General features: G+C 71.5%; 24 protein-coding genes and 1 pseudogene. 20 read left to right on the top strand and 5 right to left on the bottom strand.

Annotation, left to right across the window (positions count from 1 at the left end; all coding sequences use genetic code 11):
* The first annotated feature begins 163 nt into the window (after positions 1 to 163).
* The 4 genes and pseudogenes from ACZ6KF_RS17715 (at position 164) to prcA (ending at position 2,359) form a co-directional block, all read left to right on the top strand.
* A complete protein-coding gene (locus ACZ6KF_RS17715; protein WP_356626984.1) occupies positions 164 to 382 on the top strand; it encodes a ubiquitin-like protein Pup in 219 nt (72 codons plus the stop codon).
* A gap of 113 nt (positions 383 to 495) precedes the next feature.
* Positions 496 to 753 (top strand): annotated as a pseudogene (locus tag ACZ6KF_RS17720) (endonuclease VII domain-containing protein); the annotation flags it as partial.
* The gene (prcB, locus tag ACZ6KF_RS17725; RefSeq protein ID WP_356626985.1) at positions 705 to 1,550 is read left to right on the top strand and encodes a proteasome subunit beta; all 846 of its coding nucleotides are present in this window, start codon (positions 705 to 707) and stop codon (positions 1,548 to 1,550) included. The pseudogene ACZ6KF_RS17720 and the gene prcB, both read left to right, overlap by 49 nt.
* A 59-nt stretch (positions 1,551 to 1,609) precedes the next feature.
* On the top strand, positions 1,610 to 2,359 hold the full coding sequence (gene prcA / locus ACZ6KF_RS17730; RefSeq protein WP_356626987.1) for a proteasome subunit alpha: 750 nt from the start codon (positions 1,610 to 1,612) through the stop codon (positions 2,357 to 2,359).
* 68 nt (positions 2,360 to 2,427) lie between these two features.
* On the opposite strand, the gene ACZ6KF_RS17735 is transcribed toward prcA, so the two are convergent.
* On the bottom strand, positions 2,428 to 3,447 hold the full coding sequence (locus ACZ6KF_RS17735) for a LacI family DNA-binding transcriptional regulator (RefSeq protein ID WP_469239152.1): 1,020 nt from the start codon (positions 3,445 to 3,447) through the stop codon (positions 2,428 to 2,430).
* Positions 3,448 to 3,584: 137 nt separating this feature from the next.
* Between ACZ6KF_RS17735 and ACZ6KF_RS17740 the strand changes: the two genes are divergently transcribed.
* The 10 genes from ACZ6KF_RS17740 (at position 3,585) to tatC (ending at position 11,939) form a co-directional block, all read left to right on the top strand.
* Entirely contained in the window at positions 3,585 to 4,844 is a 1,260-nt protein-coding gene (locus ACZ6KF_RS17740) for an MFS transporter (protein WP_469239154.1), read from the top strand.
* A 9-nt stretch (positions 4,845 to 4,853) separates the two neighbouring features.
* Positions 4,854 to 6,215, top strand: a complete 1,362-nt coding sequence (gene pafA, locus ACZ6KF_RS17745; RefSeq protein WP_356626990.1) for a Pup--protein ligase — start codon at positions 4,854 to 4,856, stop codon at positions 6,213 to 6,215.
* A 135-nt stretch (positions 6,216 to 6,350) separates the two neighbouring features.
* Positions 6,351 to 7,331 (top strand): FKBP-type peptidyl-prolyl cis-trans isomerase, encoded by a 981-nt coding sequence (locus ACZ6KF_RS17750; RefSeq protein WP_356626992.1) that lies wholly within the window; start codon positions 6,351 to 6,353, stop codon positions 7,329 to 7,331.
* A gap of 54 nt (positions 7,332 to 7,385) precedes the next feature.
* On the top strand, positions 7,386 to 7,757 hold the full coding sequence (locus ACZ6KF_RS17755) for an FKBP-type peptidyl-prolyl cis-trans isomerase (protein ID WP_356626993.1): 372 nt from the start codon (positions 7,386 to 7,388) through the stop codon (positions 7,755 to 7,757).
* Positions 7,758 to 7,887: 130 nt separating this feature from the next.
* Entirely contained in the window at positions 7,888 to 8,841 is a 954-nt protein-coding gene (locus ACZ6KF_RS17760) for a helix-turn-helix transcriptional regulator (protein WP_356626994.1), read from the top strand.
* A 19-nt stretch (positions 8,842 to 8,860) separates the two neighbouring features.
* A complete protein-coding gene (locus ACZ6KF_RS17765) occupies positions 8,861 to 9,898 on the top strand; it encodes a helix-turn-helix transcriptional regulator (protein WP_356626995.1) in 1,038 nt (345 codons plus the stop codon).
* The gene (locus ACZ6KF_RS17770) at positions 9,895 to 10,185 is read left to right on the top strand and encodes a hypothetical protein (protein ID WP_469176480.1); all 291 of its coding nucleotides are present in this window, start codon (positions 9,895 to 9,897) and stop codon (positions 10,183 to 10,185) included. The genes ACZ6KF_RS17765 and ACZ6KF_RS17770 overlap by 4 nt, the downstream gene beginning before the upstream one ends.
* Before the next feature lie 19 nt (positions 10,186 to 10,204).
* A complete protein-coding gene (locus ACZ6KF_RS17775; protein ID WP_469239156.1) occupies positions 10,205 to 10,399 on the top strand; it encodes a hypothetical protein in 195 nt (64 codons plus the stop codon).
* A gap of 260 nt (positions 10,400 to 10,659) precedes the next feature.
* On the top strand, positions 10,660 to 10,947 hold the full coding sequence (gene tatA / locus ACZ6KF_RS17780) for a Sec-independent protein translocase subunit TatA (RefSeq protein ID WP_469176478.1): 288 nt from the start codon (positions 10,660 to 10,662) through the stop codon (positions 10,945 to 10,947).
* A 47-nt stretch (positions 10,948 to 10,994) separates the two neighbouring features.
* Positions 10,995 to 11,939 carry a twin-arginine translocase subunit TatC gene (gene tatC / locus ACZ6KF_RS17785; RefSeq protein WP_469159114.1) on the top strand — a complete coding sequence of 315 codons (945 nt, stop codon included), beginning with the start codon at positions 10,995 to 10,997 and terminating at the stop codon, positions 11,937 to 11,939.
* Between the two features lie 85 nt (positions 11,940 to 12,024).
* Here the strand turns inward: tatC and ACZ6KF_RS17790 are convergent, their stop codons facing one another.
* On the bottom strand, positions 12,025 to 12,501 hold the full coding sequence (locus tag ACZ6KF_RS17790; protein ID WP_356627000.1) for a hypothetical protein: 477 nt from the start codon (positions 12,499 to 12,501) through the stop codon (positions 12,025 to 12,027).
* Between the two features lie 206 nt (positions 12,502 to 12,707).
* On the opposite strand from ACZ6KF_RS17790, the gene ACZ6KF_RS17795 reads away from it, so the two are divergent.
* The 6 genes from ACZ6KF_RS17795 (at position 12,708) to ACZ6KF_RS17820 (ending at position 20,462) form a co-directional block, all read left to right on the top strand.
* Positions 12,708 to 15,557, top strand: a complete 2,850-nt coding sequence (locus tag ACZ6KF_RS17795; protein WP_356627001.1) for a DEAD/DEAH box helicase — start codon at positions 12,708 to 12,710, stop codon at positions 15,555 to 15,557.
* A gap of 335 nt (positions 15,558 to 15,892) precedes the next feature.
* Positions 15,893 to 17,533: a sensor histidine kinase gene (locus tag ACZ6KF_RS17800; RefSeq protein WP_469239158.1), complete on the top strand. Its 1,641-nt coding sequence runs from the start codon at positions 15,893 to 15,895 to the stop codon at positions 17,531 to 17,533.
* Positions 17,530 to 17,937: a roadblock/LC7 domain-containing protein gene (locus ACZ6KF_RS17805; protein WP_469239160.1), complete on the top strand. Its 408-nt coding sequence runs from the start codon at positions 17,530 to 17,532 to the stop codon at positions 17,935 to 17,937. Before ACZ6KF_RS17800 ends, ACZ6KF_RS17805 begins: the two co-directional genes overlap by 4 nt.
* Entirely contained in the window at positions 17,934 to 18,335 is a 402-nt protein-coding gene (locus ACZ6KF_RS17810; protein WP_469159118.1) for a DUF742 domain-containing protein, read from the top strand. The genes ACZ6KF_RS17805 and ACZ6KF_RS17810 overlap by 4 nt, the downstream gene beginning before the upstream one ends.
* Positions 18,316 to 18,936, top strand: coding sequence for a GTP-binding protein (locus ACZ6KF_RS17815; protein WP_469239162.1), 621 nt, complete (start codon positions 18,316 to 18,318; stop codon positions 18,934 to 18,936). The genes ACZ6KF_RS17810 and ACZ6KF_RS17815 overlap by 20 nt, the downstream gene beginning before the upstream one ends.
* A gap of 35 nt (positions 18,937 to 18,971) precedes the next feature.
* Positions 18,972 to 20,462: a cytochrome P450 gene (locus ACZ6KF_RS17820; protein ID WP_356627006.1), complete on the top strand. Its 1,491-nt coding sequence runs from the start codon at positions 18,972 to 18,974 to the stop codon at positions 20,460 to 20,462.
* Here the strand turns inward: ACZ6KF_RS17820 and ACZ6KF_RS17825 are convergent.
* From ACZ6KF_RS17825 to ACZ6KF_RS17835, 3 genes are all read right to left on the bottom strand, one after another.
* Positions 20,456 to 21,418 (bottom strand): RluA family pseudouridine synthase, encoded by a 963-nt coding sequence (locus tag ACZ6KF_RS17825; RefSeq protein ID WP_469239165.1) that lies wholly within the window; start codon positions 21,416 to 21,418, stop codon positions 20,456 to 20,458. The genes ACZ6KF_RS17820 and ACZ6KF_RS17825 overlap by 7 nt on opposite strands.
* A 469-nt stretch (positions 21,419 to 21,887) precedes the next feature.
* Positions 21,888 to 22,733 (bottom strand): siderophore-interacting protein, encoded by an 846-nt coding sequence (locus ACZ6KF_RS17830; RefSeq protein ID WP_356627008.1) that lies wholly within the window; start codon positions 22,731 to 22,733, stop codon positions 21,888 to 21,890.
* Positions 22,734 to 22,829: 96 nt separating this feature from the next.
* Positions 22,830 to 23,762, bottom strand: a complete 933-nt coding sequence (locus tag ACZ6KF_RS17835; protein WP_356627009.1) for a 5'-3' exonuclease — start codon at positions 23,760 to 23,762, stop codon at positions 22,830 to 22,832.
* Positions 23,763 to 23,922: the final 160 nt, after the last annotated feature.

Here is a 23,922-nt window from a genome sequence, read left to right on the forward strand (position 1 = left end):
CCCGTCCGGGGGCGGGCGGCCGGGGTGGAAACCCCGGCCCCCGGGAATCATCGAGGTGGGCCCCGTACGTTGAAGGAACTGCGGGGCCGATGTCGGACCCGGCTTGTAGGGTCTGATCATCACCGATCGGCAGATGTCGGGCGAACTGAGCGGGGTGAGGGATATGGCGACCAAGGACACCGGCGGCGGCCAGCAGAAGGCGACGCGTTCCACGGAGGAGGTCGAGGAGCAGGCCGCGGAGACGCAGGCCGCGGAGGACCTCAAGGAGCGCCAGGAGAAGCTGAGCGACGACGTGGACTCGGTGCTGGACGAGATCGACGACGTGCTCGAGGAGAACGCCGAGGACTTCGTTCGCTCATTCGTTCAAAAAGGCGGCGAATAGCCTTCGAGTCGAAGGTCTTAGCGACTTTATGCCTTTGAGGTGAAGGTCGGGTGAATCGCTGTTCGCGGTACGAGGAGCACGTGCCGCGAGCAGCGTTCGCCGAACGGCGCGTCCTCACCACAGCCGGGAGTGACGCGAGCGTCGCTGCCCGGGCGTGGCTCCGTGTGATCTTTCCGAAGGTGCCCGCCGTGCATGTGGATCACTGCCACAAGACGGGTAGGGTCCGTGGCGTACTGTGCTTCAACTGCAATTCGGCCATCGGCAAGTTGGGGGACGATCCCGACGCCGTCCGCCGTGCGGCCGCTTACCTGGAAGGAAACGCGTGGAAGCCAACACTCGTAGCACCGGGCGTCTACCAGCTGCCTTCCTGACGCCTGGGTCGTCCTCCTTCATGGACTTCCTCTCCGAGCACCAGCCCGAGCTGCTGCCCGGCAACCGTCAACTCCCGCCCACGCAGGGCGTGATCGAGGCGCCGCACGGCACCACGATCGTGGCCGTGACGTTCCCGGGCGGTGTCGTGCTCGCCGGTGACCGGCGCGCGACCATGGGGAACGTCATCGCGCAGCGGGACATCGAGAAGGTGTTCCCGGCCGACGAGTACTCGGCGGTGGGCATCGCCGGCACCGCCGGTCTGGCCGTGGAGATGGTGAAGCTGTTCCAGCTGGAGCTGGAGCACTTCGAGAAGGTGGAGGGCGCCCAGCTGTCGCTGGAGGGCAAGGCGAACCGCCTGTCCACGATGATCCGTTCCAACCTCGGCATGGCCATGCAGGGCCTGGCCGTGGTGCCGCTGTTCGCCGGGTACGACGTGGACCGCGGCAGGGGCCGGATCTTCTCCTACGACGTGACGGGCGGCCGTTCCGAGGAGCACGGCTTCGCGGCGACGGGCTCGGGCTCGATCTTCGCGCGCGGTGCCATGAAGAAGCTGTTCCGTGCCGATCTGACCGAGGCCGACGCCACGACCCTCGTGGTGCAGGCCCTGTACGACGCGGCAGACGACGACTCGGCGACCGGTGGTCCCGATGTCGCCCGCCGGATCTACCCGATCGTCACCGTGATCACCGAGGACGGTTTCCGCCGGCTGACCGAGGACGAGTCCTCGGAGATCGCCCGCGCGGTGCTGGAGCGGCGTCTGGAGCAGCCGGACGGTCCGCGGGCCGCGTTGCTGTAGGCGCGGCGGTTCTTGGTCAGGGTGATCCAGTGACTTCCACAGAAAGGGACGGATAACCGGTGTCGACGCCGTTCTATGTCTCACCCCAGCAGGCCATGGCCGACCGGGCGGAGTACGCCCGCAAGGGCATCGCCCGCGGTCGCAGCCTGGTCGTGCTGCAGTACGCCGACGGCATCGTGTTCGTCGGTGAGAACCCGTCCCGTGCGCTGCACAAGTTCAGCGAGATCTACGACCGGATCGGCTTCGCCGCGGCCGGCAAGTACAACGAGTACGAGAACCTGCGGATCGGCGGTGTGCGCTACGCCGATCTGCGGGGTTACACCTACGACCGGGACGACGTGACGGCGCGTGGTCTCGCGAACGTCTACGCGCAGACGCTGGGCACGATCTTCTCCTCGGCGGGTGAGAAGCCGTACGAGGTGGAGCTGGTCGTGGCCGAGGTCGGTGAGACGCCGGACGGGGACCAGATCTACCGGCTGCCGCACGACGGCTCGATCGTGGACGAGCACGGCTCGGTGGCGGTGGGCGGCAACGCGGAACAGATCAGCAGCTATCTGGATCAGCGGCACCGGGACGGCATGACGTTGGCGGAGGCGCTGAAGCTGGCGGTGCAGGCGTTGTCGCGGGACACCAACGGCAGTGAGCGGGAGATTCCCGCCGAGCGGCTGGAGGTGGCGGTGCTGGACCGTACGCGTCCGCAGAAGCGCAAGTTCAAGCGGATCACCGGCCGTCAGCTGGGCCGGCTGCTGGAGGCCAATGGCGCGTCGACGGCGGCGGAGGCCGAGGACCAGGCCGGCGAGGACGAGTAGCCGTAGCGCGCGGTGTGCGGGAGCCCCGGCCGGGGGTTGGACTGGCCGGGGCTTTCCTGTGCGCGGGGTCAGTCGGCCGGCGGGGGCGCGGTGGAGGCGCGTACGACGAGTTCGACGGGGATGTCGCCGCGTTCGGGTTCGCGGCCTTCGAGGACGGCGAGGAGGGCTCGCATGCCGCGTTCGCCGAACTGTTCGGCGTCGAGGCGGACGGTGGTCAGTTCGGGGTCGATGGCGGTGGCGAGGGCGAGGTCGTCCAGGCCGGTGACGGAGATGTCGTCGGGGATGCGCAGGCCGAGGCGGCGCAGGGCCTTGTAGGCGCCGGCGGCGAGTTTGTCGTCGTCGCAGACGATGGCGGTGGGGCGGGGGCCGGGGCGGGCGAGGGCGGCCTGGGCGGCGGCGAGGGCGCCGTCGATGGTCAGGGGGGCGCGGGCGGTGCGCAGGGTGGTGCCGGGGGCGGTGGTGAGGCGGGCGGCCAGTTCCCGGGCGCGGACCGCGAAGGTCCAGGAGGGCACGTCGGCGGCGAGGTGGAGGTAGCGGCGGTGGCCGAGGCCCAGGAGGTGTTCGGCGATCCGGCGGACGGCGTCGGCGATGTCGAGGTTGACCGTGGCTGCGGCGCCGGGGCTGCCGGCGGGGTCGCTGTCGAGCATGACGAGGGGGAGCTGGCCGCCGCGGATGGCGGTGAGGGCGTCGGCGGCCATGGAGGAGGCGATGACGCCGTCGAGGGCGGCCTGGGCGGAGGCGAAGGGGTCCTTGGCGGGGCCGATGCCTTCGGGGGAGGGGTAGAGGACGACGCCGAAGCCGTGGGCGGCGGCGACGCGGGCGGCGCCGGTGTAGACGCCGGCGAAGAACTCGGTGGTGAGGGCGGGGACGACGAGGAGGACGGTGCGGGTGCGGCCGAGGCGCAGGTTGCGGGCGGCGAGGTTGGGCCGGTAGTCGAGTTCCTCGGCGGCCTGGCGTACCCGTCGGGCGGTGGGTTCGGATACCCGGCCGCGCCACTTGCCGCCGAGGACCAGGGAGACGGCGGCCTGGGAGACGCCGGCGGCCTGGGCGACGTCGCGGCTGGTGGGTCGGGTGCTGCCGGGTGCCACCGTCGGCCTGCTCCTTCGTGGGCGGTCGTCCGGGTCTGACGCCTGGACGGGTGAACAGCAGACATGGTACGTATGACGAACGACGTTATACGTACAACCTCCGGGCAACCGCAGTGCGACCCGGTCGGAAGGCGGACATGGCCACGGGATATCTGGAGATCCTCCGGGCGAAGCACGCCACCCGGCTGCTGGTCGGGACGCTGGTGGGGCGGCTGCCGAACGCGACGGCGGCGATCGCGATCGTGCTGTTCGTCCGCGCGGAGGGCGGTTCGTACAGCCTCGCCGGCGTGCTGGCGGCCGTGTACGGGGTCGCCAACGCGGTCGGGCAGCCCGTGCTGGGCCGCCTGGTGGACCTGTACGGCCAGCCGCGCGTCCAGTTGCCGGCCGCCCTCGCCTCCGCCCTGGCGACGGCCGTCTTCGCCGTCAGCGGCACGGGGGCGCTCGCGCTGTCGTATGCGGCCGTGGCCGCGGCCGGCCTGTTCACGCCGCCCCTGGAGGGCGGGCTGCGGGCGCTGTGGCCGTCGGTGCTGCGCCGGGAGGACCAGGTGCACACGGCGTACGCGATGGACGCGGTGGCGCAGGAGGTCATGTTCACCGTCGGGCCGCTGCTGGTGACGCTGTGCGTGTCGCTGTGGTCGGCGCAGGCGGCGCTGCTGCTGGTGAACGCGGTCGGTGTGCTGGGGGCCTTGTCGGTGGTGCTGTCGCCGCCGTCGCGTGCCTGGCGGTCCGCGCCGCGCGAGGCCCACTGGCTGGGGGCGCTGCGTTCGCCGGGGCTGGTGGCGCTGCTGGCGGCGTTCCTGTTCGTGGGCGTGGCGCTCGGCTCGATCACCGTGGCGGCGGTGTCGTACGCGGACGGGCACGGGGGCGACGCCGTCTACGGCTGGCTGATGGCGGCGCTGGGGCTGGGCGCGCTGGTGGGCGGGTCCGTGTACGGGGCGCGACGGTGGGCTGGTGCGCCGGAGCGGCGACTGCGCGTGCTGGTGGGGCTTTTGGCGGTGTGTTATCTGCCGCTGATGCTGCTGCCGGGTCCGGTGGCGATGGCGGCGCTGACCGCGCTGGCGGGTGTGTTCCTGGCGCCCGCGATCGCCTGTGCGTTCGTCATCGTGGACCGCCACGCGCCGCGGGGCACGGTCACGGAGGCGTTCTCGTGGCTGGTGACGACGTTCACGGTGGGGGCGTCGGTGGGGACGGGGCTGACGGGGCCGGTGCTGGAGTGGGGCGGGGCGCTGTGGGGGTTCGCGGTGCCGGGGGCGGCGGGCGGTGTGTCGCTGCTGGTTTTGCTGGCGACGGGGCGGGTATTGGCAGTGGGGCCGAGAACGGCGGTCGTCGCCGCTTCTTCGGAAAATGATCCAAATCGTGCTGCCGAACCCCGTTTCAGTTCCGGGGATCGGGCGTAATGTTCAGTCATGGACCGCCGCATTTTCGGGCTGGAGAACGAGTACGGCGTCACGTGCACGTTCAGGGGACAGCGCCGTCTGTCGCCTGACGAGGTGGCGCGGTACCTCTTCCGCCGTGTCGTGTCATGGGGCCGTAGCAGCAATGTCTTTCTGCGCAACGGCGCCCGCCTCTATCTCGACGTGGGTTCGCATCCGGAATACGCGACACCCGAATGTGACAACGTGACCGAGCTGGTCACCCACGACAAGGCCGGCGAGCGCATTCTGGAAGGGCTCCTGGTGGACGCGGAACGACGCCTGCACGAGGAGGGAATCGCAGGCGACGTCTACCTCTTCAAGAACAACACCGACTCCGCCGGCAACTCCTATGGTTGCCACGAAAACTATCTCGTCGCCCGGCACGGGGAGTTCTCCCGGCTGGCGGACATCCTCATCCCGTTCCTCGTCACGCGTCAGCTGCTGTGCGGCGCGGGCAAGGTGCTGCAGACGCCGCGCGGGGCGGTGTTCTGCGTCAGTCAGCGGGCCGAGCACATCTGGGAGGGCGTCTCCTCGGCGACGACGCGTTCCCGGCCCATCATCAACACGCGTGACGAACCGCATGCGGACGCCGAGCGCTACCGCCGCCTGCATGTGATCGTCGGCGACTCGAACATGTCCGAGACGACGATGCTGCTGAAGGTCGGGGCGACCGATCTGGTGCTGCGCATGATCGAGGCCGGCACGGTAATGCGGGACCTGACGCTGGAGAACCCGATCCGGGCGATCCGCGAGGTCAGCCACGACATCACGGGCCGGCGCAAGGTGCGGCTGGCCAGCGGCCGGGAGGCCTCGGCGCTCGAGGTGCAGCGCGAGTACTACGAGAAGGCCGTCGACTTCTGCGAGCGGCGCGGCATCCGCACCGGCACGGTGGAGCAGGTGCTGGAGCTGTGGGGCCGGGCGCTGGACGCGATCGAGGCGGAGGACCTCGACCGGATCGGCACCGAGATCGACTGGGTGATGAAGTACAAGCTCCTGGAGCGGTACCGGGCCAAGCACAACATGACGATGTCGCACCCGCGGGTGGCGCAGATAGACCTCGCCTACCACGACATCCACCGGCGTCGCGGGCTGTACTACCTGCTGGAGAAGAAGGGGCAGGCGGCGCGGATCTGCAACGACCTGAAGATCTTCGAGGGCAAGTCGGTTCCGCCGCAGACCACGCGCGCCCGGCTGCGCGGCGACTTCATCCGGCGGGCGCAGGAGCAGCGCCGGGACTTCACCGTGGACTGGGTGCATCTCAAGCTCAATGACCAGGCGCAGCGCACGGTGCTGTGCAAGGACCCGTTCCGTTCGGTGGACGACCGGGTGGAGAAGCTGATCGCCGGAATGTAGCGGGGTTCGCAGCCGCTCCGTGGCGGCCTGATCGCAACGCCCGGTGCCCGGAGGTGTTCGACGCCTCCGGGCACCGGGCGTTCTTTGGTCGTAGAGTGGCGGCACTCGCCCCCACCCTCGAACCCAGTTGGACTGATGAACTACACCATGAATCGACGCCTCGCGGCGCTGCTCACCGTTCCCGCACTGTTGTTCACCGCCGCATGCGGTTCGGACGACGACAGCAAGGGCGAGGCGGCGGCCGACGTCGCCCAGGTCGAGGGGAAGGTCGGGGAGAAGCCCGAGATCTCCGAGCCCGAGGGCGGCGAGCCGTCGCAGAAGACGGTGACCAGGACGGTCGTCCAGGGCAGCGGCAGCGCGATCAAGGCCTCCGACTTCGTCCGGCTGGACTGGACGGTCAAGAAGTGGGGCGGCGACGAGGAGCTGGGCGGCACCTGGGGCGCGCAGCAGGGCGGCGCCGGGACGCCCAAGCAGCAGTCCGTCGAGCAGGTCGGCAAGCAGAGCCGGCAGCTGCCCGCGAAGGTCCTGGACGCCGTGAAGGGCAAGAAGGCGGGCAGCCGGGTCCTGGTGCAGGGCACCGCGGGCGACCTGATCGGCGAGGGTCTCAACCCCCAGTCCGGGATCACCGCGAAGGACGTGCTGATCTGGGTGGTCGACCCGGTCGGCGCCGCGGCCGTCGACGCCAAGGGCGAGGTCGAGGGCGAGCAGGCCGCCCCGGAGGCCGGCATGCCGGAGGTGAAGGCTCCGTCGCAGAAGGCGGCGACCATCACCGTGCCCAAGGGCGTCAAGCCCCCCAAGGAGCTCAAGGAGCAGGTCCTGATCAAGGGCGACGGCAAGAAGGTCGAGGCCGGGCAGGGACTCGTCGCCCAGTACACCGGGATCAAGTGGGAGGACGGCAAGAAGTTCGACTCCTCCTGGGACCACGGGGGCGCCACGGCGTTCCAGATCGGCACCGGGGCCGTCGTGCAGGGCTGGGACCAGGGCCTGGTCGGCAAGAACGTGGGCGACCGGGTCCTGCTGGTGATCCCGCCGTCCCTCGGTTACGGCGCCGATCCGCAGAGCGAGCTGGCGAAGAACACGCTGGTCTTCGTCGTCGACATCCTGGGCACCGTGTGATCGGGAAGTCTGTGAGACTGTCCGTGACGCAGGTCGGCAACAAGGAGAAATGAAGTGAGCATCGACAAGCCCGAGATCGACTTCCCGGGCGGCGAGCCCCCGGCGGACCTCGAGATCAAGGACATCTGGGAGGGCGACGGCGAGGTGGCCCAGCCGGGCCAGACCGTCACCGTGCACTACGTGGGCGTCGCCTTCAGCACGGGCGAGGAGTTCGACGCCAGCTGGAACCGCGGGACGCCGTTCCGCTTCCCGCTGGGCGGCGGCCGGGTCATCCAGGGCTGGGACCTGGGCGTGCAGGGCATGAAGGTCGGCGGGCGCCGCCAGCTGACCATTCCCCCGCACCTGGCCTACGGCAACCAGAGCCCGACCCCGGCGATCAAGCCCGGCGAGACCCTGATCTTCGTGGTCGATCTGCTCGGCGTCTGACCGCCGGACGGCCGCGTCCGGCCGTTGAGAGGCCCATGTCCGTCCGGGGCATGGGCCTCCGCTTTTGCCGGGACACCGCGGAGCGGTACGGTCGTCGCTCGTAAGCACCATAGGGAGGCGAAGGGCGTCGATGGCCATTGCCAAGGCCGAGCGGCTGATGAACCTGGCGCTGTGTCTGCTGGGGACGCGCCGGCCGCTCAGCAAGCGCGAGCTGCGCGACTCCATCGAGGCCTATCTCGAGGCCGGGTCGGACGACTCGTTCAACCGGATGTTCGAGCGGGACAAGGACGATCTGCGCGAGCTGGGCCTGGTCATCGAGACCGTCGAGAACCTGGACGGCGAGGTCGGCTATCTCGCCCGCCGGGACAGCAACCGGCTGCCGCCCATCACCCTGGACGCCGAGGAGGCCGCCGCGCTGGGACTGGCCGCCAAGGTGTGGCAGCAGGCCCGGCTCGCCGGCGCGGCCAGCGGCGCCCTGCAGAAGCTGCGCGCGGCCGGGCTGCCGGAGGACGTCGACCCCTACGAGGCCCACGGGGCCCTGGAGCCGCGCATCCCGGTGCACGAGGCCGCCTTCGAGCCGCTGATGCTGGCCTGCCGCGACCGCCGCCCGGTGGTGTTCGACTACCGCAAGGCGACCGCCGCCCGTCCCGAGCCCCGGCAGGTGGAGCCGTGGGCGCTGGAGTGCTGGCGCGGCCACTGGTATCTGGCCGGCTGGGACCGTGACCGGGGCGCCGAGCGGGTGTTCCGGCTGTCCCGGATCACCGGCAGGGTGCGCTCGCGCGGCGGGCGCTACACGGCGCCGGTGCCCGACGTCGTCACCGTGCGGGAGACCGTGGCGAGCTGGGCGGGGGAGACCGCCGACCGCTCCGCGCGGATCCGGCTGCGTTCGGGGGCCGGCTACCCGCTGCGGGCGCGGGCCGCCTCGGTGCGGGAACTGGGCGACGGGTGGGACGAGTTGGAGATTCCGTACGGGCACGGACTGGACGCCTGGCTGGTGGAGTTCGGGCCCGACGTGGTGGTCCTGGACCCCGCGGAGCTGCGGGCCGACGTGGTGGACCGGCTGCGTGCCGTGGCCAAGGGCTGAGCGGGAGCGGACGAGCACAGTGGCAGGCAAACCGGTCAGGCCCGTGAACGCCATCGACCAGACCCGGCGGATGCTCTCGCTGGTGACGTATCTCAAGGAGCGCCCCGGCGCCAGGATCGCGGACGTCGCCCGCGCCTTCGGCATCACCGAGGACGAGCTGGTCTCCGACCTCGACGTGCTGCCGATGTGCGGCACGAGTTTCCGCGGCGGCGATCTGCTCGACATCGACACGGACGGCGAGCGCATCTGGTGGCACAACCCGGCCGCGCTCGGCGCGGACGCGGCGGAGCCGCTGCGGCTGGCCGCCGACGAGGCGACCGCGCTGCTGGTCGCGGCGCGGGCCGTGGCCACGCTGCCGGGGCTCAGGGAGAGCGACCGGCAGGCGCTGCTGCGGGCCACCGCCAAGGTGGAGACGGCGGCCGGCGAGGCGGCGGGCGCCAGCTCCCGGCTGTCGGTGACGTTCGAGTCCGAGGGCGGCGTCTTCGCCGACGTCGACCGGGCGATCTCCGAGCGCCGCAGGCTGTGGATCCGGTACTACTCGCCGGCCCGCGACGAGGTCACCGAGCGCGAGATCGACCCGATCCGCCTGGTCAGCGTGGGCCACACCTATGTCGAGGCGTGGTGCCGGCGCTCGGAGGCGCGGCGTACCTTCCGGCTGGACCGGGTGGCCGAGATCAAGGTTCTCGACGAGCCGTCCGCGCCGCCCGAGGTGGAACTGCGCGATCTGTCCGAAGGGCTGGTGCAGCCGGCCGCCGAGGACCCGGAGGTCGTGGTCGAGGTGGGGCCCGGCGGGCGCTGGGTCGCCGAGTACTACCCGCACGACAGCGCCGAGGAACTGGCCGACGGAGGGCTGCGGATCACCTTGCGCACGCCCGAGCCGGCGTCGCTGCGGCGCCTGGCGCTGCGGCTGGGGGCCGACGGCCGGATCGTGGCGCCCGCGGAGCTGGCCGAGAGCGCCCGCCGGGCGGCCCGGGAGGCGCTGGCGGCGTACGACGTGATCGACGCGGACGGCCCGCGGCCGGCGGGGTGGGACGACAGGCAGGAGCAGACACGGTGAGCGAGTCGGCGTCCGGGGTGCAGGAGATGACGGTGGCGTCCGCGTTCGCGGGGATGCGCAGCGTGGCGCCGGTGGTGTTCCGGGCGGGCTGCCCGGAGTGCCGGGCCCGCTTCGAGCTCGCGGCGAACGCCCTGCGGCTGGCGATCGGCGCCACCAGCCGCACCACGTTCTACTCCTTCACCTGCCCCGAGTGCGGCGCCTCGGTGCGCAAGCCGGCCGGGGAGCGCATCGTGGAGCTCCTCACCGGCGGGGGAGTGCGCACCCTGCGCCTCCACTCGGCCCTTTGAGAGCACTGGAGCGGACGTCATGTTCTGGTCGATGTTTGCTGTAGCCATGGGTTTCGCCGGCCTCGTCGTGGTCGCGGTCCCGGCCGTGCGGGTGTGCGTGGAGGCGCGGCGGCTGGGGCGGCAGGTGGCGGAATCGGCCCAGCGCATCGGCCGTGCCGCCGAGGAGCTGGGGCGGGCGGGGGCGAGCGCGGCGCGGTCCGTGGACGCCCTGTGAGCGGGGCCGTGCCGTTTCCGTGAGTCCGGCGCCCGGGGCGCTTTGGGCAACTTCGCCCTGTCGAGGTGGCGGGTGCGGCAGGTACGCTGCTGACCGCGGCACCGGAAAACGAGGCCCGGGCCGTGGATCGGGAGTACGCACAGGGATTGCCTCGTGTTCATCCCTGAGCGTTACGATCGCTGACAGCACGATCCTTCGGACACCTGTCCGAAGGATCGGACAGCACCCACCCAGCCGCCTCGGTGAGAAGGTAAAGACTTATGTTCGGAAGGCTCGGAGCTCCCGAGATCATTCTCATCCTCGTCGTCATCATCCTGCTGTTCGGCGCGAAGAAGCTTCCGGACATGGCCCGCTCCCTCGGCAAGTCCGCGCGCATCCTCAAGAGCGAGGCCAAGGCGATGAAGGAGGACAACAAGTCCTCCGCCCCCGCCGACCCGCCGCACGCCGGCGAGGAGCAGCCCCCCGCGCAGCGCGTCATCCAGGCCGCCCCCGGCGACGTGACCAGCTCCCGGCCGGTCACCGAGCCGACGGACACGACCAAGCGCTGACGCAGGGCCGGTGACCTCCGGCCCGCCGCACGAGATGGGAACGTGGGTTGCTGAAGTCTGCCCGCAAGAAGGAGAAGGATCCCGAGGGGCGGATGCCCCTCGCGGAGCACCTGCGTGAGCTACGCAACCGGCTTGCGAAAGCCGTGCTGGCCATTGTCGTCGTGACGGTCGTGGCCGCCTTCTTCTACAAGGACATCATCGAGTTCTTCACGGACCCGATCCTGCATGCCGTGGGATGCGAGGCGAGCTTCGCCGAGCTGTCGGAGAAGGACAGCGGTACCTGCGCTCGCATTGTGCTCAACGGCCTGTTGACGCCTTTCACGCTCGCGCTGAAGGTGTCGCTCATGGCCGGCGTGATTTTTGCGTCTCCGGTGTGGCTCTACCAGCTGTGGGCGTTCGTCGCCCCGGGTCTGCACCGCCGCGAGAGGAAGTACGCTCTGGCTTTCGTCGGCGCAGGGTTTCCGCTTTTCCTGGGCGGGGCCTTCTTCGCCTACATAACTCTGCCCACCATGGCAACGGTGTTGCTCGAGTTCTCGCCTGCGGACCTCGACAACCAGCTGCCGCTGGACGAACTGCTCGACTTGATCGTCCGGATGGTGCTCGTCTTCGGGTTGTCTTTCGAGCTGCCTCTCCTGCTGGTCATGCTCAACTTCACCGGCGCCGTCACCGGCAGGCGGATGCTCGGCTGGTGGCGCGGCATGATCATGGGCATCACGGTCTTCGCGGCCGTCGCCACCCCGAGCACTGAGCCGGTGACGATGCTCGCGTTGGCCGGGCCGATCTGGATCCTGTACTTCGCCGCCGTGGCCATTTCGCTGGTGAACGACCGGCGCAGGCGCCGCCGCGAGGCCCTCGGCCCCGCCGACGACGAGGCCTCCGAGCTGGACCTCACTCCCGAGGACATCGGCGACATCGAGACCGTGAGCGCGACCGGCGCGCTGCCCGAGCAGATCGCCAAGGACCGGGTGAACGGGTACGACGACGTGACGTGAGGCAGCCCGGTCTCTGCGGGTGAGTGTTCTCATGACGATGGGGTGCCGTTGCATAGTGCGAACGGCACCCCATCTGGTGTTCAGATCAGATAGACGGGGAGCCCCCCAGGGCCCAGGTCTTGTCACCGTCGCCGTCAAGGTCGACGTTGTACGACACGGTGCCGTCCGCAGTCCAACCACCCGTGGTGCTGCTGTGGTATTCGGTGGTCTCGTTGCTGGCCGAGCTCGAACCATAAGCGTTCATCACGTTTGAGTAGTTTGTGGTGTTCGTCCTGTAGTCGGCGTCGTTCCGCTCGAGTCGTACCTGCACGTAAAACTTCTCCATGCCGCCGGCATTGCCCTGGCCGCCGTCGGCCCAGGACACGTACGCCTTGGCCTTGTAGTCGCTGTTGCTGTCCCGGTACACGCACAGCGTGATGTAGACGTCCAGATTGGCACCGAGGGTGTCGAAGTCCTTGTGCTGCTTGGCGCTGCAGTCGCTGTCGGCAGCGGCTGAAGCGGTGCCGGGCATGGCTACGAGACCGCCGACGGCGAGTGCCGCCGCGGCGGCGGTGGTGATCATGCGGGGACGGGGGAGCTTCAAGTTCTTCTCCTTGAAAAGGCGGTTTCACGTTGTGTAACTAATCGAACGCGTGTCGCAACATACAATGATCGACGGTTCGTGAAAGTGTCAAGTTGGTATAGAGAGGATGAGGCTCGCGTTCAGGGAAGTCAGGCTGATGGACGGTTCGCACGCGCTGCTGCCTGGCGTGGCAGGTGATCCGGATAATGATCGTCCTGTTGTCAGTGCGGCCCGGTACGCTCGAAAGCACGATGACAGAGGACCTCTCCCCGGCCGAGCGGTACGCGGCGGCGCGTCGGCGCGCCGCCGAGCAGGCCACCGCGCTCGCCTCCTTCCGCGAGATGTACGACTTCGGCCTCGATCCGTTCCAGATAGAGGCCTGCAAGGCGCTGGAGGCGGGCAAGGGCGTGCTGGTCGCCGCGCCCACCGGCTCCGGCAAGACGATCGTGGGCGAGTTCGCCGTCCACCTCGCCCTGCAACAGGGCAAGAAGTGCTTCTACACCACGCCCATCAAGGCGCTGTCGAACCAGAAGTACGCCGACCTGTGCCGCCGCTACGGCGCGGCCGAGGTCGGCCTGCTCACCGGCGACAACAGCGTCAACTCCGACGCCCCCGTGGTCGTGATGACCACCGAGGTCCTGCGGAACATGCTGTACGCCGGCTCGCAGACCCTGCTCGGTCTCGGGTACGTGGTCATGGACGAGGTGCACTACCTCTCCGACCGCTTCCGCGGCGCGGTCTGGGAAGAGGTGATCATCCACCTGCCCGAGTCCGTGACGCTGGTGTCGCTGTCGGCGACCGTGTCCAACGCCGAGGAGTTCGGCGACTGGCTCGACACCGTCCGCGGCGACACCGAGGTGATCGTCTCGGAGCACCGGCCCGTGCCGCTGTTCCAGCACGTGCTGGCCGGGCGGCGGATGTACGACCTGTTCGAGGAGGGCGAGGGGCACAAGAAGGCCGTCAACCCGGATCTGACGCGGATGGCGAGGATGGAGGCCAGTCGGCCGTCGTACCAGGACCGCAGACGCGGCCGGTCGATGCGCGAGGCCGACCGCGAGCGGGAGCGACGGCAGCGCTCGCGGGTGTGGACGCCGAGCCGGCCGGAGGTGATCGAGCGCCTCGACTCCGAGGGCCTGCTGCCCGCCATCACCTTCATCTTCAGCCGCGCGGCCTGCGAGGCCGCCGTCCAGCAGTGCCTGTACGCGGGCCTGCGGCTGAACGACGACGAGGCCCGGCAGCGCGTCAGGGCGCTGGTGGAGGAGCGCACCGCCTCCATCCCGACCGAGGACCTGCACGTCCTCGGCTACTACGAGTGGCTGGAGGGCCTGGAGCGGGGCATCGCCGCCCACCACGCGGGCATGCTGCCGACCTTCAAGGAGGTCGTCGAGGAGCTGTTCGTGCGCGGCCTGGTGAAGGCCGTGTTCGCCACCGAGACCCTCGCGCTGGGCATCAACATGCCCGCGCGGTCGGTCGTGCTGGAGAAGCTCGTCAAGTGGAACGGCGAGCAGCACGCCGACATCACCCCCGGCGAGTTCACCCAGCTCACCGGCCGGGCCGGCCGGCGCGGCATCGACGTCGAGGGCCACGCCGTGGTGCTCTGGCAGCGCGGGATGAGCCCCGAGCACCTGGCCGGCCTCGCGGGGACGCGTACCTATCCGCTGCGCTCCAGCTTCAAGCCGTCGTACAACATGGCGGTCAACCTCGTGGAGCAGTTCGGGCGGCACCGCTCGCGCGAGCTGCTGGAGACGTCCTTCGCGCAGTTCCAGGCCGACAAGTCGGTCGTCGGGATCTCCCGGCAGGTGCAGCGCAACGAGGAGGGGCTGGCCGGCTACAAGGAGTCGATGACCTGCCACCTCGGCGACTTCGATGAGTACGCGCGGCTGCGCCGGGAGCTGAAGGACCGCGAGACCGAACTTTCCCGGCAGGGTGCGGCGCAGCGGCGTGCGGAGGCCGCCGTGGCGCTGGAGAAGCTGCGGCCCGGCGACGTCATCCACGTGCCGACCGGGAAGTACGCGGGCCTGGCCCTGGTGCTCGACCCGGGCCTGCCGGCCGGGCGGACCAACGGGCACCGCGCACTGGAGTACCACGACGGACCGCGCCCGCTGGTGCTCACCGCCGAGCGGCAGGTCAAGCGGCTGGCGTCGATGGACTTCCCGGTACCGGTCGAGCCGCTGGAGCGGATGCGCATCCCGAAGTCGTTCAACCCGCGCTCGCCGCAGTCGCGCCGGGACCTCGCCTCCGCGCTGCGGACCAAGGCCGGGCACATCGCGCCGGAGCGGCACCGCAAGCAGCGCTCGCAGGCCGCCGACGACCGCGAGATCGCCCGGCTGCGCGCGGCCATCCGGGCCCACCCCTGCCACGGCTGCGACGACCGCGAGGACCACGCCCGCTGGGCCGAGCGCTACCACCGGCTGCTGCGCGACACCGCACAGCTGGAGCGCCGGATCGAGGGCCGCACGAACACCATCGCCCGCACGTTCGACCGCATCGTCGCGCTGCTGACCGAGCTGGACTACCTGCGCGACGACGAGGTGACCGAGCACGGCCGGCGGCTCGCCCGGCTCTACGGCGAGCTGGACCTGCTGGCCAGCGAGTGCCTGCGGGCCGGTGTCTGGGAGGGCCTCGCCCCGGCCGAACTGGCCGCCTGCGTCTCGGCGCTGGTGTACGAGGCGCGGGCCGCGGACGACGCCATGGCGCCCAAGCTGCCGTCGGGCAAGGCCAAGGCCGCGCTGGGCGAGATGGTGCGGATCTGGGGCCGGCTGGACGCGCTGGAGGAGGAGTACCGCATCCGCCAGACCGAGGGCGTCGGACAGCGCGAGCCCGATCTCGGGTTCGCCTGGGCCGCGTACACCTGGGCCGGCGGTGCGGGCCTGGACGAGGTGCTGCGCGAGGTGGACATGCCGGCCGGCGACTTCGTGCGGTGGTGCAAGCAGGTCATCGACGTGCTGGGGCAGATCCAGGCGGCGGCTCCCGAGGGCTCGACCGTGGGGAAGGCCGCGCGCAAGGCGGTCGACGGACTGCTCAGAGGGGTCGTGGCCTACTCGTCCGTGGGCTGACCGCCTCCCTCCGCGACGACGCGACGACGTTTCCGCGACAGCGCGACGACGCCCCTCACCGCCCGGTCACCGGGTCCGGTGAGGGGCGTTCGCATGCCCCGGCGTCCTCACGCAGCGTGTGCGGGTGGGATCCGAGCGTGCAAATGGAGCCGAGGTTACTCCCTCCCCGCGCCCGTTTCAGGTGCTTGCGGAATATGACATCGCGATGATCCGGTCGGACTAAGCTCGCCCGCAGCGCACCGAGTTGCGCCGTAATCGTTCGCTTGTTCCCACTTGTCGCGAAGGTTCCGTTGTCGCGCGCACTCCTCCCAGCCGATTCCTTCCAGAGGGCCCACATGGTGAGTGTTCAATCCCCGCCCGAACGCCGTGAACTTCCCTACATGGGCGTGCTGTTGCTGCCGGCCGTACTCATGGCCGCGGCGACCGGAGCGGCCGTCGCCCTCGTGGCGCAACCGGCCCGGACCGCCGTCGGCTGGTGCGGCGCCATCGCCACCGTGCTGGTCGTCGCCACCGCCGCCGACGCCGTGCGCCGCGCCCGCGAGACACGCGCCCTGCGCGCCGAACACGCCCGCCGCACCGCTCAGTTGGAGCAGCGGATCGCCGTCCACGACGACCAGATCACCCGGCTCTCCGAACACCACCTGCCCGCCGCCCTGCACCTGCTCAAGCACGGCAACGACACGCCGCGCGAGGTGATGATCAGGCTCGGCGAGAGCAGCCCCGAGTTCGCCGCCCTGTCCGCACCGCAGCGCCGGATCGTCTCCACCGTGCTGGACATCGTCGAACACGAGCAGACCCTGCGCGAGTCCGCCGAGCGCTCGTTCGTCAACATCGGCCGGCGCGTGCAGGCGATCGTCCACCAACAGGCCGCGGAACTGCGGGAGATGGAGGAGGACCACGGCCGCAACCCGGACGTCTTCGACGACCTGCTGCGCATCGACCACGGCAACGCGATGATCGGCCGGCTCGCCGACTCCATCTCCGTCCTCGGCGGCGGCCGCCCCGGCCGCCAGTGGCCCCGGCCCGTCGCCCTCTACAGCGTGCTGCGCGGCGCGATGTCCCGGATCCTTGAGTACCGCCGCATCAACCTGGCCTCCATCGCCATGGTCAACGTCAAGGGCATCGCCGTCGAGCCCGTCATCCACGCCGCCGCCGAACTCCTCGACAACGCCACCCGCTACTCGCCGCCCAACACCAAGGTGCACGTCACCGCCACCGAGGTGCAGACCGGCGTCTGCATCGAGATCGAGGACTCCGGCGTCAGCCTCAGCGAGGAGGCACGCAAACGCGCCGAGGGCGTGCTGGAGCGCGCCAAGCTCGGCGACGACATCCAGGAACTCGGCCACAGCCCCCGCCTCGGCCTCGCCGTCGTGGGCCGGCTGTGCACCGCGTACAAGATGCAGGTCTCGCTGCGCGCGTCCGCGTACGGCGGCGTCCGAGCGATCCTCGTCGTGCCCTCCGACATGCTCACCGACGAGCCCGGCGTCGGCCTCGCCCACGGCATCGGCGCCACCTCCGTGCCGCAGCGCACCCCGGGCACCCTGGAAGGACCCAAGCGCTCGCCCAAGCGCCGCCGCCCCACCAACCCGCGCGTCCTCGCCGACGTCTCCCGCGACGACGACGTCCCCGAGGTCACCGAGTGGACCGAGCAGGGCCTGCCGCAGCGCCGCAGCCGGGTCTCGGTGCCGGCGCACGAACAGCTCGTGGCGCAGGCCAAGCGCGAACTGGCCGCCCGACGGGGCGAGGAGACGGCGTCCTACCGGCCGCAGGACGGCCACGAGACCGCACCCGAGCCGGAGCGCAGGAAGGACGACACCCCGCCCGGGGTCGGCTTCGAGGCCTTCTGGGAGGGCCTGAAGAAGGACACCCCGCCCGGAGTGCACCCCACCGCCTTCACCCGCGACCCGGCCGCGTTCGCCCATCTGATCAAGGATCCGGCCCGCACCGAGGCCGACGACGAGGGGGATCTCACGTGATCCAGCAGCGAGGGAACTTCGACTGGATGCTCAAGGACCTGAACGACGGGGTCCCGGGCATCGAGATGATCGTGGTGCTCTCCGCCGACGGCCTGCGCATCGCCCGCTACGGCGGTGACCCGGACACGGCCGACCGGGTCGCCGCGGCCTGCGCCGGGCTCCAGAGCCTGACGACGGCCGTGGCCCGGGAGATCCCGGGCAGCACCGGTGAGATGAAACTGGTCGTCGTCGAGGTCGACGGGGGCTACTTCTACCTGATGGCCGCCGGCGCCAACGCCTACCTCGCGGTCCTGTCCGACGTGCGCTGCGAGCCGGGTCACATGGCCGCCCGGATGCGGGACCTCGTCGTCAGGATCGGCGCGCACCTGACCAGCCCGCCCCGGCGGAACGGGCAGACCGTATGACTCCTGCCCGACGCCGGCGGCGCCGGCCCGTCCCGGAACCGCCGCCCCGGCCCGCCGAGCGGCCGGGCCCCGAGCGCCCCAACCCCGAGCGGCTCTACACCATCTCCGGCGAGGACGGCGCCCGGCTGCCCCTCGACCTGGTGACGCTGATCGTGGCGGACGGCGACCCGCCGCCGTCCGCCACGCCGGAACAGGCGGCGCTGCTCAGGCTGTGCTCGGCCCCCCTGTCCGTGGCCGAGCTGTCGGCCTACCTCGGTCTGCCGTTCAGCGTGGTGAGCGCGCTGCTCACCGAACTGCTGGCGGCCGAGCAGGTGCAGGCGCGCGCGCCCATCGTCCGGCAGGCGCTCCCCGACCGGTCCCTCCTCGAAGCGGTGATGCATGGACTTCAAAGGCTCTGACACGATTCCCGGCCCCCGCGCCGAGGACCATCTGCCGCCCACGGCGCAGGCCGCGGTGAAGATCGTGATCGTGGGCGGTTTCGGCGTCGGCAAGACGACGATGGTCGGCTCGGTCAGCGAGATCCGGCCGCTGACCACCGAGGAGACCATGACCCAGGCCGGCGTCGGCGTCGACGACGACTACGGCTCCGACTCCAAGACCGCCACCACCGTGGCCATGGACTTCGGCCGCATCACCATCACCGACCAGCTCGTGCTCTACCTCTTCGGCACCCCCGGCCAGGAACGCTTCTGGTTCCTGTGGAACGGCCTGTTCGAAGGGGCCCTCGGTGCGGTCGTCCTGGTCGACACCCGGCGCCTCGAGGTCAGCTTCGACGCCATGGGACGGCTGGAGGAACGCGGCGTGCCCTTCGTGGTGGCCGTCAACTCCTTCCCCGGCGCGCCCCGCCACCCCCTGGAGGACCTGCGGGCCGCGCTCGACCTGTCCCCGGTGATCCCGATCGTCGAGTGCGACGTACGCCGCCGCGCCTCCAGCCGGGACGTCCTGCTGACCCTGGTGCGCTTCCTGCACGACCTCGCCCTCACCGGCAAGCTCGCCTGACCCGACCCGGACCCGTTCCCCCGAAAGCGACCGCTGTGACGCCTGAACCCCACTCCCCGACCCGCACGGACGACCACACCCCCCTCCCCGCCCCGCCGCCGGGCTGCCCCGCGCACGCGCAGGCGCCGGGCTCCGGCTCCGGCGGAGCACACCGGCTGCACCGGACCGAGGACCTGGCCGGGCTGTACGAGCGGCTCCGCGAGCAGCACGGCCCGGTGGCGCCCGTACTGCTGCACGACGACGTGCCGATGTGGGTCGTCCTCGGCCACACCGAGAACCTGCACATGGTGCGCACCCCCTCGGTCTTCACCCGCGACAGCCGCATCTGGACGCCGCTGCGGGAGGGCAGGGTCAAGCCCGACCACCCGCTCATGCCGCACATCGCCCGGCAGCCGATCTGCTCGCACGCCGAGGGCGAGGAGCATCTGCGGCTGCGCTCCGCCGTCACCGGCGCGATGTCCACCATCGACCACCGCAGCCTGCGCCGGCACATCAACCGCCACACCCAGCGCCTGGTCAACGAGTTCTGCGAGCAGGGCGAGGCGGACCTGGTGAGCCGGTTCACCGAGCATCTGCCGATGGCGGTGATGTGCCAGATCCTCGGCATGCCCGAGGAGTACGACGAACGACTGGTGCACGCCGCCCGCGACGCCCTCAAGGGCACCGAGACGGCCATCGCCAGCCACGCCCACGTGATGGACGCCCTCGGCCGGCTCACCGCCCGCCGACGCGCCCGGCCCGAGGACGACTTCACCAGCCATCTCGTCAACCATCCGGCACGGCTCACCGACGACGAGGTCAGGGAGCATCTGCGGCTGGTGCTGTTCGCCGCCTACGAGGCCACCGTCAACCTGCTGTCCAACGCGCTGCGCACGGTGCTCACCGATCCCCGGTTCCGGGCGCAGCTCAACGGCGGCCAGATGACCGTGCCCGAGGCCGTCGAGCAGTCGCTGTGGGACGAGCCGCCGTTCAGCACGGTCCTCGGCTACTTCGCCAAGCAGGAGACCGAGCTGGGCGGCCGGCGCATCCACAAGGGCGACGGGCTGCTGTTCGCGCCGGCGCCGGGCAACATCGACCCGCGGGTGCGTCCCGACCTGTCGGCCAGCATGCAGGGCAACCGCTCCCACCTCGCCTTCGGCGGCGGCCCGCACGAGTGCCCCGGACAGGACATCGGCCGCGCGATCGCCGAGGTCGGCGTCGACGCGCTGCTGCTGCGGCTGCCGGACGTCGAACTGGACTGCGCGGAGGGGGAACTGCAGTGGCGGGAGTCGATCGCCTCCCGCCATCTGGTGGCCCTGCCGGTGCGGTTCGAGCCCAAACCGCAGCAGGAGATCTCGCAGGCGCCCGTCCCGGGGACGGTCCCGCCGCCGCGCGCCGCCGACGACCGGCGGGCCGGGGGCGTGCCCCTGCCGGCTCCCGCCCGACCACGACCCCGCAGGCCGGAGCCCGCGCCGGCGGTGGAGGAGCCCGCCCCGCGCAGGAGAGGCGTCTGGCCGCGGCTGCGGCGGTGGTGGCTGGGCTACTGACCGGACCACGCGGCGGGGTCGGACCAGGCGGCGAGCGTCCGCCCGCTGCGGAAGGCGTGTGCGACCCCGGTGACCGGGTCGGTGAACTCCAGCTCACGCGCGAGGAGTTGGAGGGGCCGGCGGAAGTCGCCGGGCGGCACGGGATCGGTCACGACCGGGTAGAGCGGGTCGCCGAGGATGGGTATGCCGAGGGCGGCCATGTGCACGCGCAGCTGGTGGGTCTGGCCGGTGCCGGGAACCAGCCGGTACCGGCCGAGGCCCGTCCCGTCCGGCTCCCGCCGGTGCTCGGCCGGCTCGATGCGGCTGACCGCGTTCGGCTCGCCCTCCACCTCGCGCGCCGTCAGACTGCCGCGCTCCTTCACGATCCGGCTGCGCACGGTCCGGGGCAGGTCGAGCGTGGGGTCGTACGGGGCCACGGCCTCGTACTCCTTGCGCACCAGCCGGTCCCGGAACAGTGTCTGGTACGCGCCCCGCTCCTCGGGCCGCACGGTGAACAGGACCAGCCCGGCGGTGAGCCGGTCCAGCCGGTGGGCGGCGCTCAGCGTCGGGATGCCCAGCTCCCGCCGGAGCCGGGCCAGCGCCGTCTCGGCGACGTGGCTGCCGCGCGGGGTGGTGGCCAGGAAGTGCGGCTTGTCCACGACGACGATGTGCTCGTCGCGGTGCACGACCTCCAGCGGGAACGGCACGGGGGTCTCCTCGGGCAGCTCCCGGTGGAACCACACGTACATCCCGGGCACGTACGGCGTCCCCGGCGCGACCGGCCGCCCGTCCGCGCCGACGACTTGGCCCGCCTCCAGCATCCCGTCGACGACCCCGGGCCCGGCCCCGCTGAGCCGCTCCACGAGATGCTCCCGCACGGTGGCCCAGCCCTCGCCGAAGGGCAGCCGCACCCGCACCGGATCGACCCCGTCGCGCTGCGGCAGGGGGGAGGGCGGAGTGGAGGGCCGACGTCTCACCGGGCCAGGGTATGCGCCCGGCCGGCGGGCGTGCCGATGCCGGGGGAGGCGGGCCGCCGCTCCGACGGAGGACGGCGGGCGCGGCCGCAGCACGGGACGTCGTCCCGGAAGCCGCGGGGGGCCATCCGGCCGGACGGCCTCGCGGCACCGGGCCGTGCCAGTGCCCTGACGCGCGGCCCAGGTATTCGCCGCGATCTGCGCGGCGGTCTCCGCGTGCCCGTGCCCGTGCCGGGATCCGGGCCGGCCCTCGGGCGGCGGCCCGGTCGGGGCCCGGCGCGGCGCGGTCGCGGACCGTGGCCGTCGTCGGCGGCGCTGCGGGGCCCGTGACTCGGGCGGTGTCGGTGCGCCGGTGTGGCCGGCCCAGGTATCGGCGTATTGGCCCGGGCCGGCCTGGCGGTCTCCGCGTGCCGTGCCGACGCCGCCCCGGCCGCCTCGGGCGTCGCTCCCGTCGAGCCCGGCCCGGCGTGCCCTACGCCGCGCTGGTCGCGCCCTCCTGCTCGGCCTCGATGCGGGCGTTCCACTCGCGCTTCGCGGCCTGCCAGCCGTCCTCGTCGTGGCCGAGGCGCCAGTAGCCGGAGATGGACAGGTCCTCGCGGGGGATCTGGCGCTCGACGCGGAGCAGTGCGCGCAGGTCCTTCACGAACGCGGCCTCGCCGTGGACGAAGGCGTGCACCCGGCCCTCGGGGAAGTCCAGCGCCCGGACGGCCTCGACCAGGGCCGCGCCCACGGGACGGTCCCCGCGGTGCAGCCAGACCACCTCCGCGTCGGAGTCGATCTTCTGCTCCTCCTCGGGCCCCGCGACCTCCACGAAGGCCCGGACCCGGGCGCCGTCGGGCAGCGCCTCCAGGGTCGCCGCGATGGCGGGCAGCGCGCTCTCGTCACCGGCGAGCAGGTGCCAGTCGGCGTCGGGGTCCGGCGCGTAGGCGCCGCCGGGACCCAGGAAGCGGACGGTCTCGCCGGGCTGGACCCGCATGGCCCAGGGGCCGGCCAGGCCCTCGTCGCCGTGGAGCACGAAGTCCAGGGTCAGCAGGCGCTCCTCGGCGTCCCAGGCGCGCACGGTGTAGGTCCGGGTGACCGGCCACTGCTCGCGCGGGAACTCCTCGCGGACGCGCTGCATGTCGAAGGGCTCGGGGTAGGTGACGCCCTCGGCCGGGAACAGGAGTTTCACGTAGTGGTCGGTGCAGGTGTCGGCCGTGAACCCGGCCAGACCGTCACCCCCGAGGACCACGCGCTGCATGTGCGGAGTGAGCCGCTCCGTGCGGACGACCTGCGCGGAATGCGCCCTCCGCGGCTTCCGGGCCGGACGTTCTGCCATGACGGCCTCCCTGTTCCCAAAACTTAGGCTTACCTAAGTTACCAGCTCTCCCCTGGTGAAACCCCATCCCTCGAGCACTTCACGAGCGGCGAGCCGTCACCCCGCTGCTCGGGCCGCCAGCGTCGTCAGCAGCCGCTGCAGCGATCCGCCCAGTCCCCACCGCTCCGCCAGCGCCTCCAGGCCCGCCGGATCCCGCGGCGTGCCCGGCACCGCCGTGTCCACCTCGGGCAACGGCACGTCGGCCGCGACCCGCACCACCGTGGGCGCCACCGCGAGATAGGGCCGCGCCTCGGTCAGCCGCCTGCGCTGCGTCGGCGTCAGCTTCGCCCGCGGGTCCTCGGCCGCCGCCAGGATGCCCGCCAGGTCGCCGAACTCGGCGAGCAGCTTGGCGGCCGTCTTCTCCCCGATGCCCGCCACTCCCGGCAGTCCGTCGCTCGGGTCGCCGCGCAGCAGGGCGAGATCCGCGTACCCGCTGCCGTCGACGCCATACTTCTCCCGCAGCCACGCCTCGTCGGTCACCTGGAGCGTGCCCACGCCCTTGAGCGGGTAGAGCACCCGTACCCCGCGCGCGTCGTCCACCAGCTGGTACAGGTCGCGGTCGCCGGTGACGATGTCGACCGGGCCGGTCGCCCGCGCGGTGAACGTGCCGATGACGTCGTCCGCCTCGTACCCCTCGACGCCCACCCGGGCGATGCCGAGCGCGTCCAGGACCGCCTCGATCACCGGCACCTGCGGCGACAGCGTGTCCGGCACCTCCTCCTCGTCCGGGCCGGCCGCGCGCTCCTCGGCGACGCGGTGCGCCTTGTACGACGGGATCAGGTCCACCCGCCACTTGGGCCGCCAGTCGGCGTCCATGCAGGCCACGAGGTGATCGGGCCGGTGGTCCCGGACCAGCCGGTCGATGAACTCCAGCAGCCCGCGCACGGCGTTCACCGGCGTGCCGTCCGGGGCCTTCACGGAGTCCGGCACGCCGAAATAGGCGCGGAAGTAGAGCGAGGCGGTGTCGAGCAGCATCAGTCGTCCGGTCACGTTCGCATCATGCCGTACGGCACTGACAGTCACGCCGAGTCACGCCCTTGTGAGCTGGGACACTCCTGTGTTTGCCCGGAGGCAACCGGGGGAGGCGCGGCTCTCGTGCGGCGACGCCCGTTGCGGCTTCAGCAGTCGAGTCGCGGTCCGTCGTCGCCCG

It is taken from the genome of Streptomyces sp. NPDC046379, from assembly GCF_055587785.1.

Coding starts and splice junctions, on each gene's coding strand:
- ACZ6KF_RS17715 (WP_356626984.1), top strand. CDS start 164: ATGGCGACCAAGGACACCGGCGGCGGCCAGCAGAAGGCGACGCGTTCC.
- ACZ6KF_RS17740 (WP_469239154.1), top strand. CDS start 3,585: ATGGCCACGGGATATCTGGAGATCCTCCGGGCGAAGCACGCCACCCGG.
- pafA (WP_356626990.1), top strand. CDS start 4,854: ATGGACCGCCGCATTTTCGGGCTGGAGAACGAGTACGGCGTCACGTGC.
- ACZ6KF_RS17750 (WP_356626992.1), top strand. CDS start 6,351: ATGAACTACACCATGAATCGACGCCTCGCGGCGCTGCTCACCGTTCCC.
- ACZ6KF_RS17760 (WP_356626994.1), top strand. CDS start 7,888: ATGGCCATTGCCAAGGCCGAGCGGCTGATGAACCTGGCGCTGTGTCTG.
- ACZ6KF_RS17775 (WP_469239156.1), top strand. CDS start 10,205: ATGTTCTGGTCGATGTTTGCTGTAGCCATGGGTTTCGCCGGCCTCGTC.
- tatA (WP_469176478.1), top strand. CDS start 10,660: ATGTTCGGAAGGCTCGGAGCTCCCGAGATCATTCTCATCCTCGTCGTC.
- ACZ6KF_RS17790 (WP_356627000.1), bottom strand. CDS start 12,501: ATGATCACCACCGCCGCCGCGGCGGCACTCGCCGTCGGCGGTCTCGTA.
- ACZ6KF_RS17795 (WP_356627001.1), top strand. CDS start 12,708: ATGATCGTCCTGTTGTCAGTGCGGCCCGGTACGCTCGAAAGCACGATG.
- ACZ6KF_RS17800 (WP_469239158.1), top strand. CDS start 15,893: ATGGTGAGTGTTCAATCCCCGCCCGAACGCCGTGAACTTCCCTACATG.
- ACZ6KF_RS17810 (WP_469159118.1), top strand. CDS start 17,934: ATGACTCCTGCCCGACGCCGGCGGCGCCGGCCCGTCCCGGAACCGCCG.
- ACZ6KF_RS17815 (WP_469239162.1), top strand. CDS start 18,316: ATGGACTTCAAAGGCTCTGACACGATTCCCGGCCCCCGCGCCGAGGAC.
- ACZ6KF_RS17830 (WP_356627008.1), bottom strand. CDS start 22,733: ATGGCAGAACGTCCGGCCCGGAAGCCGCGGAGGGCGCATTCCGCGCAG.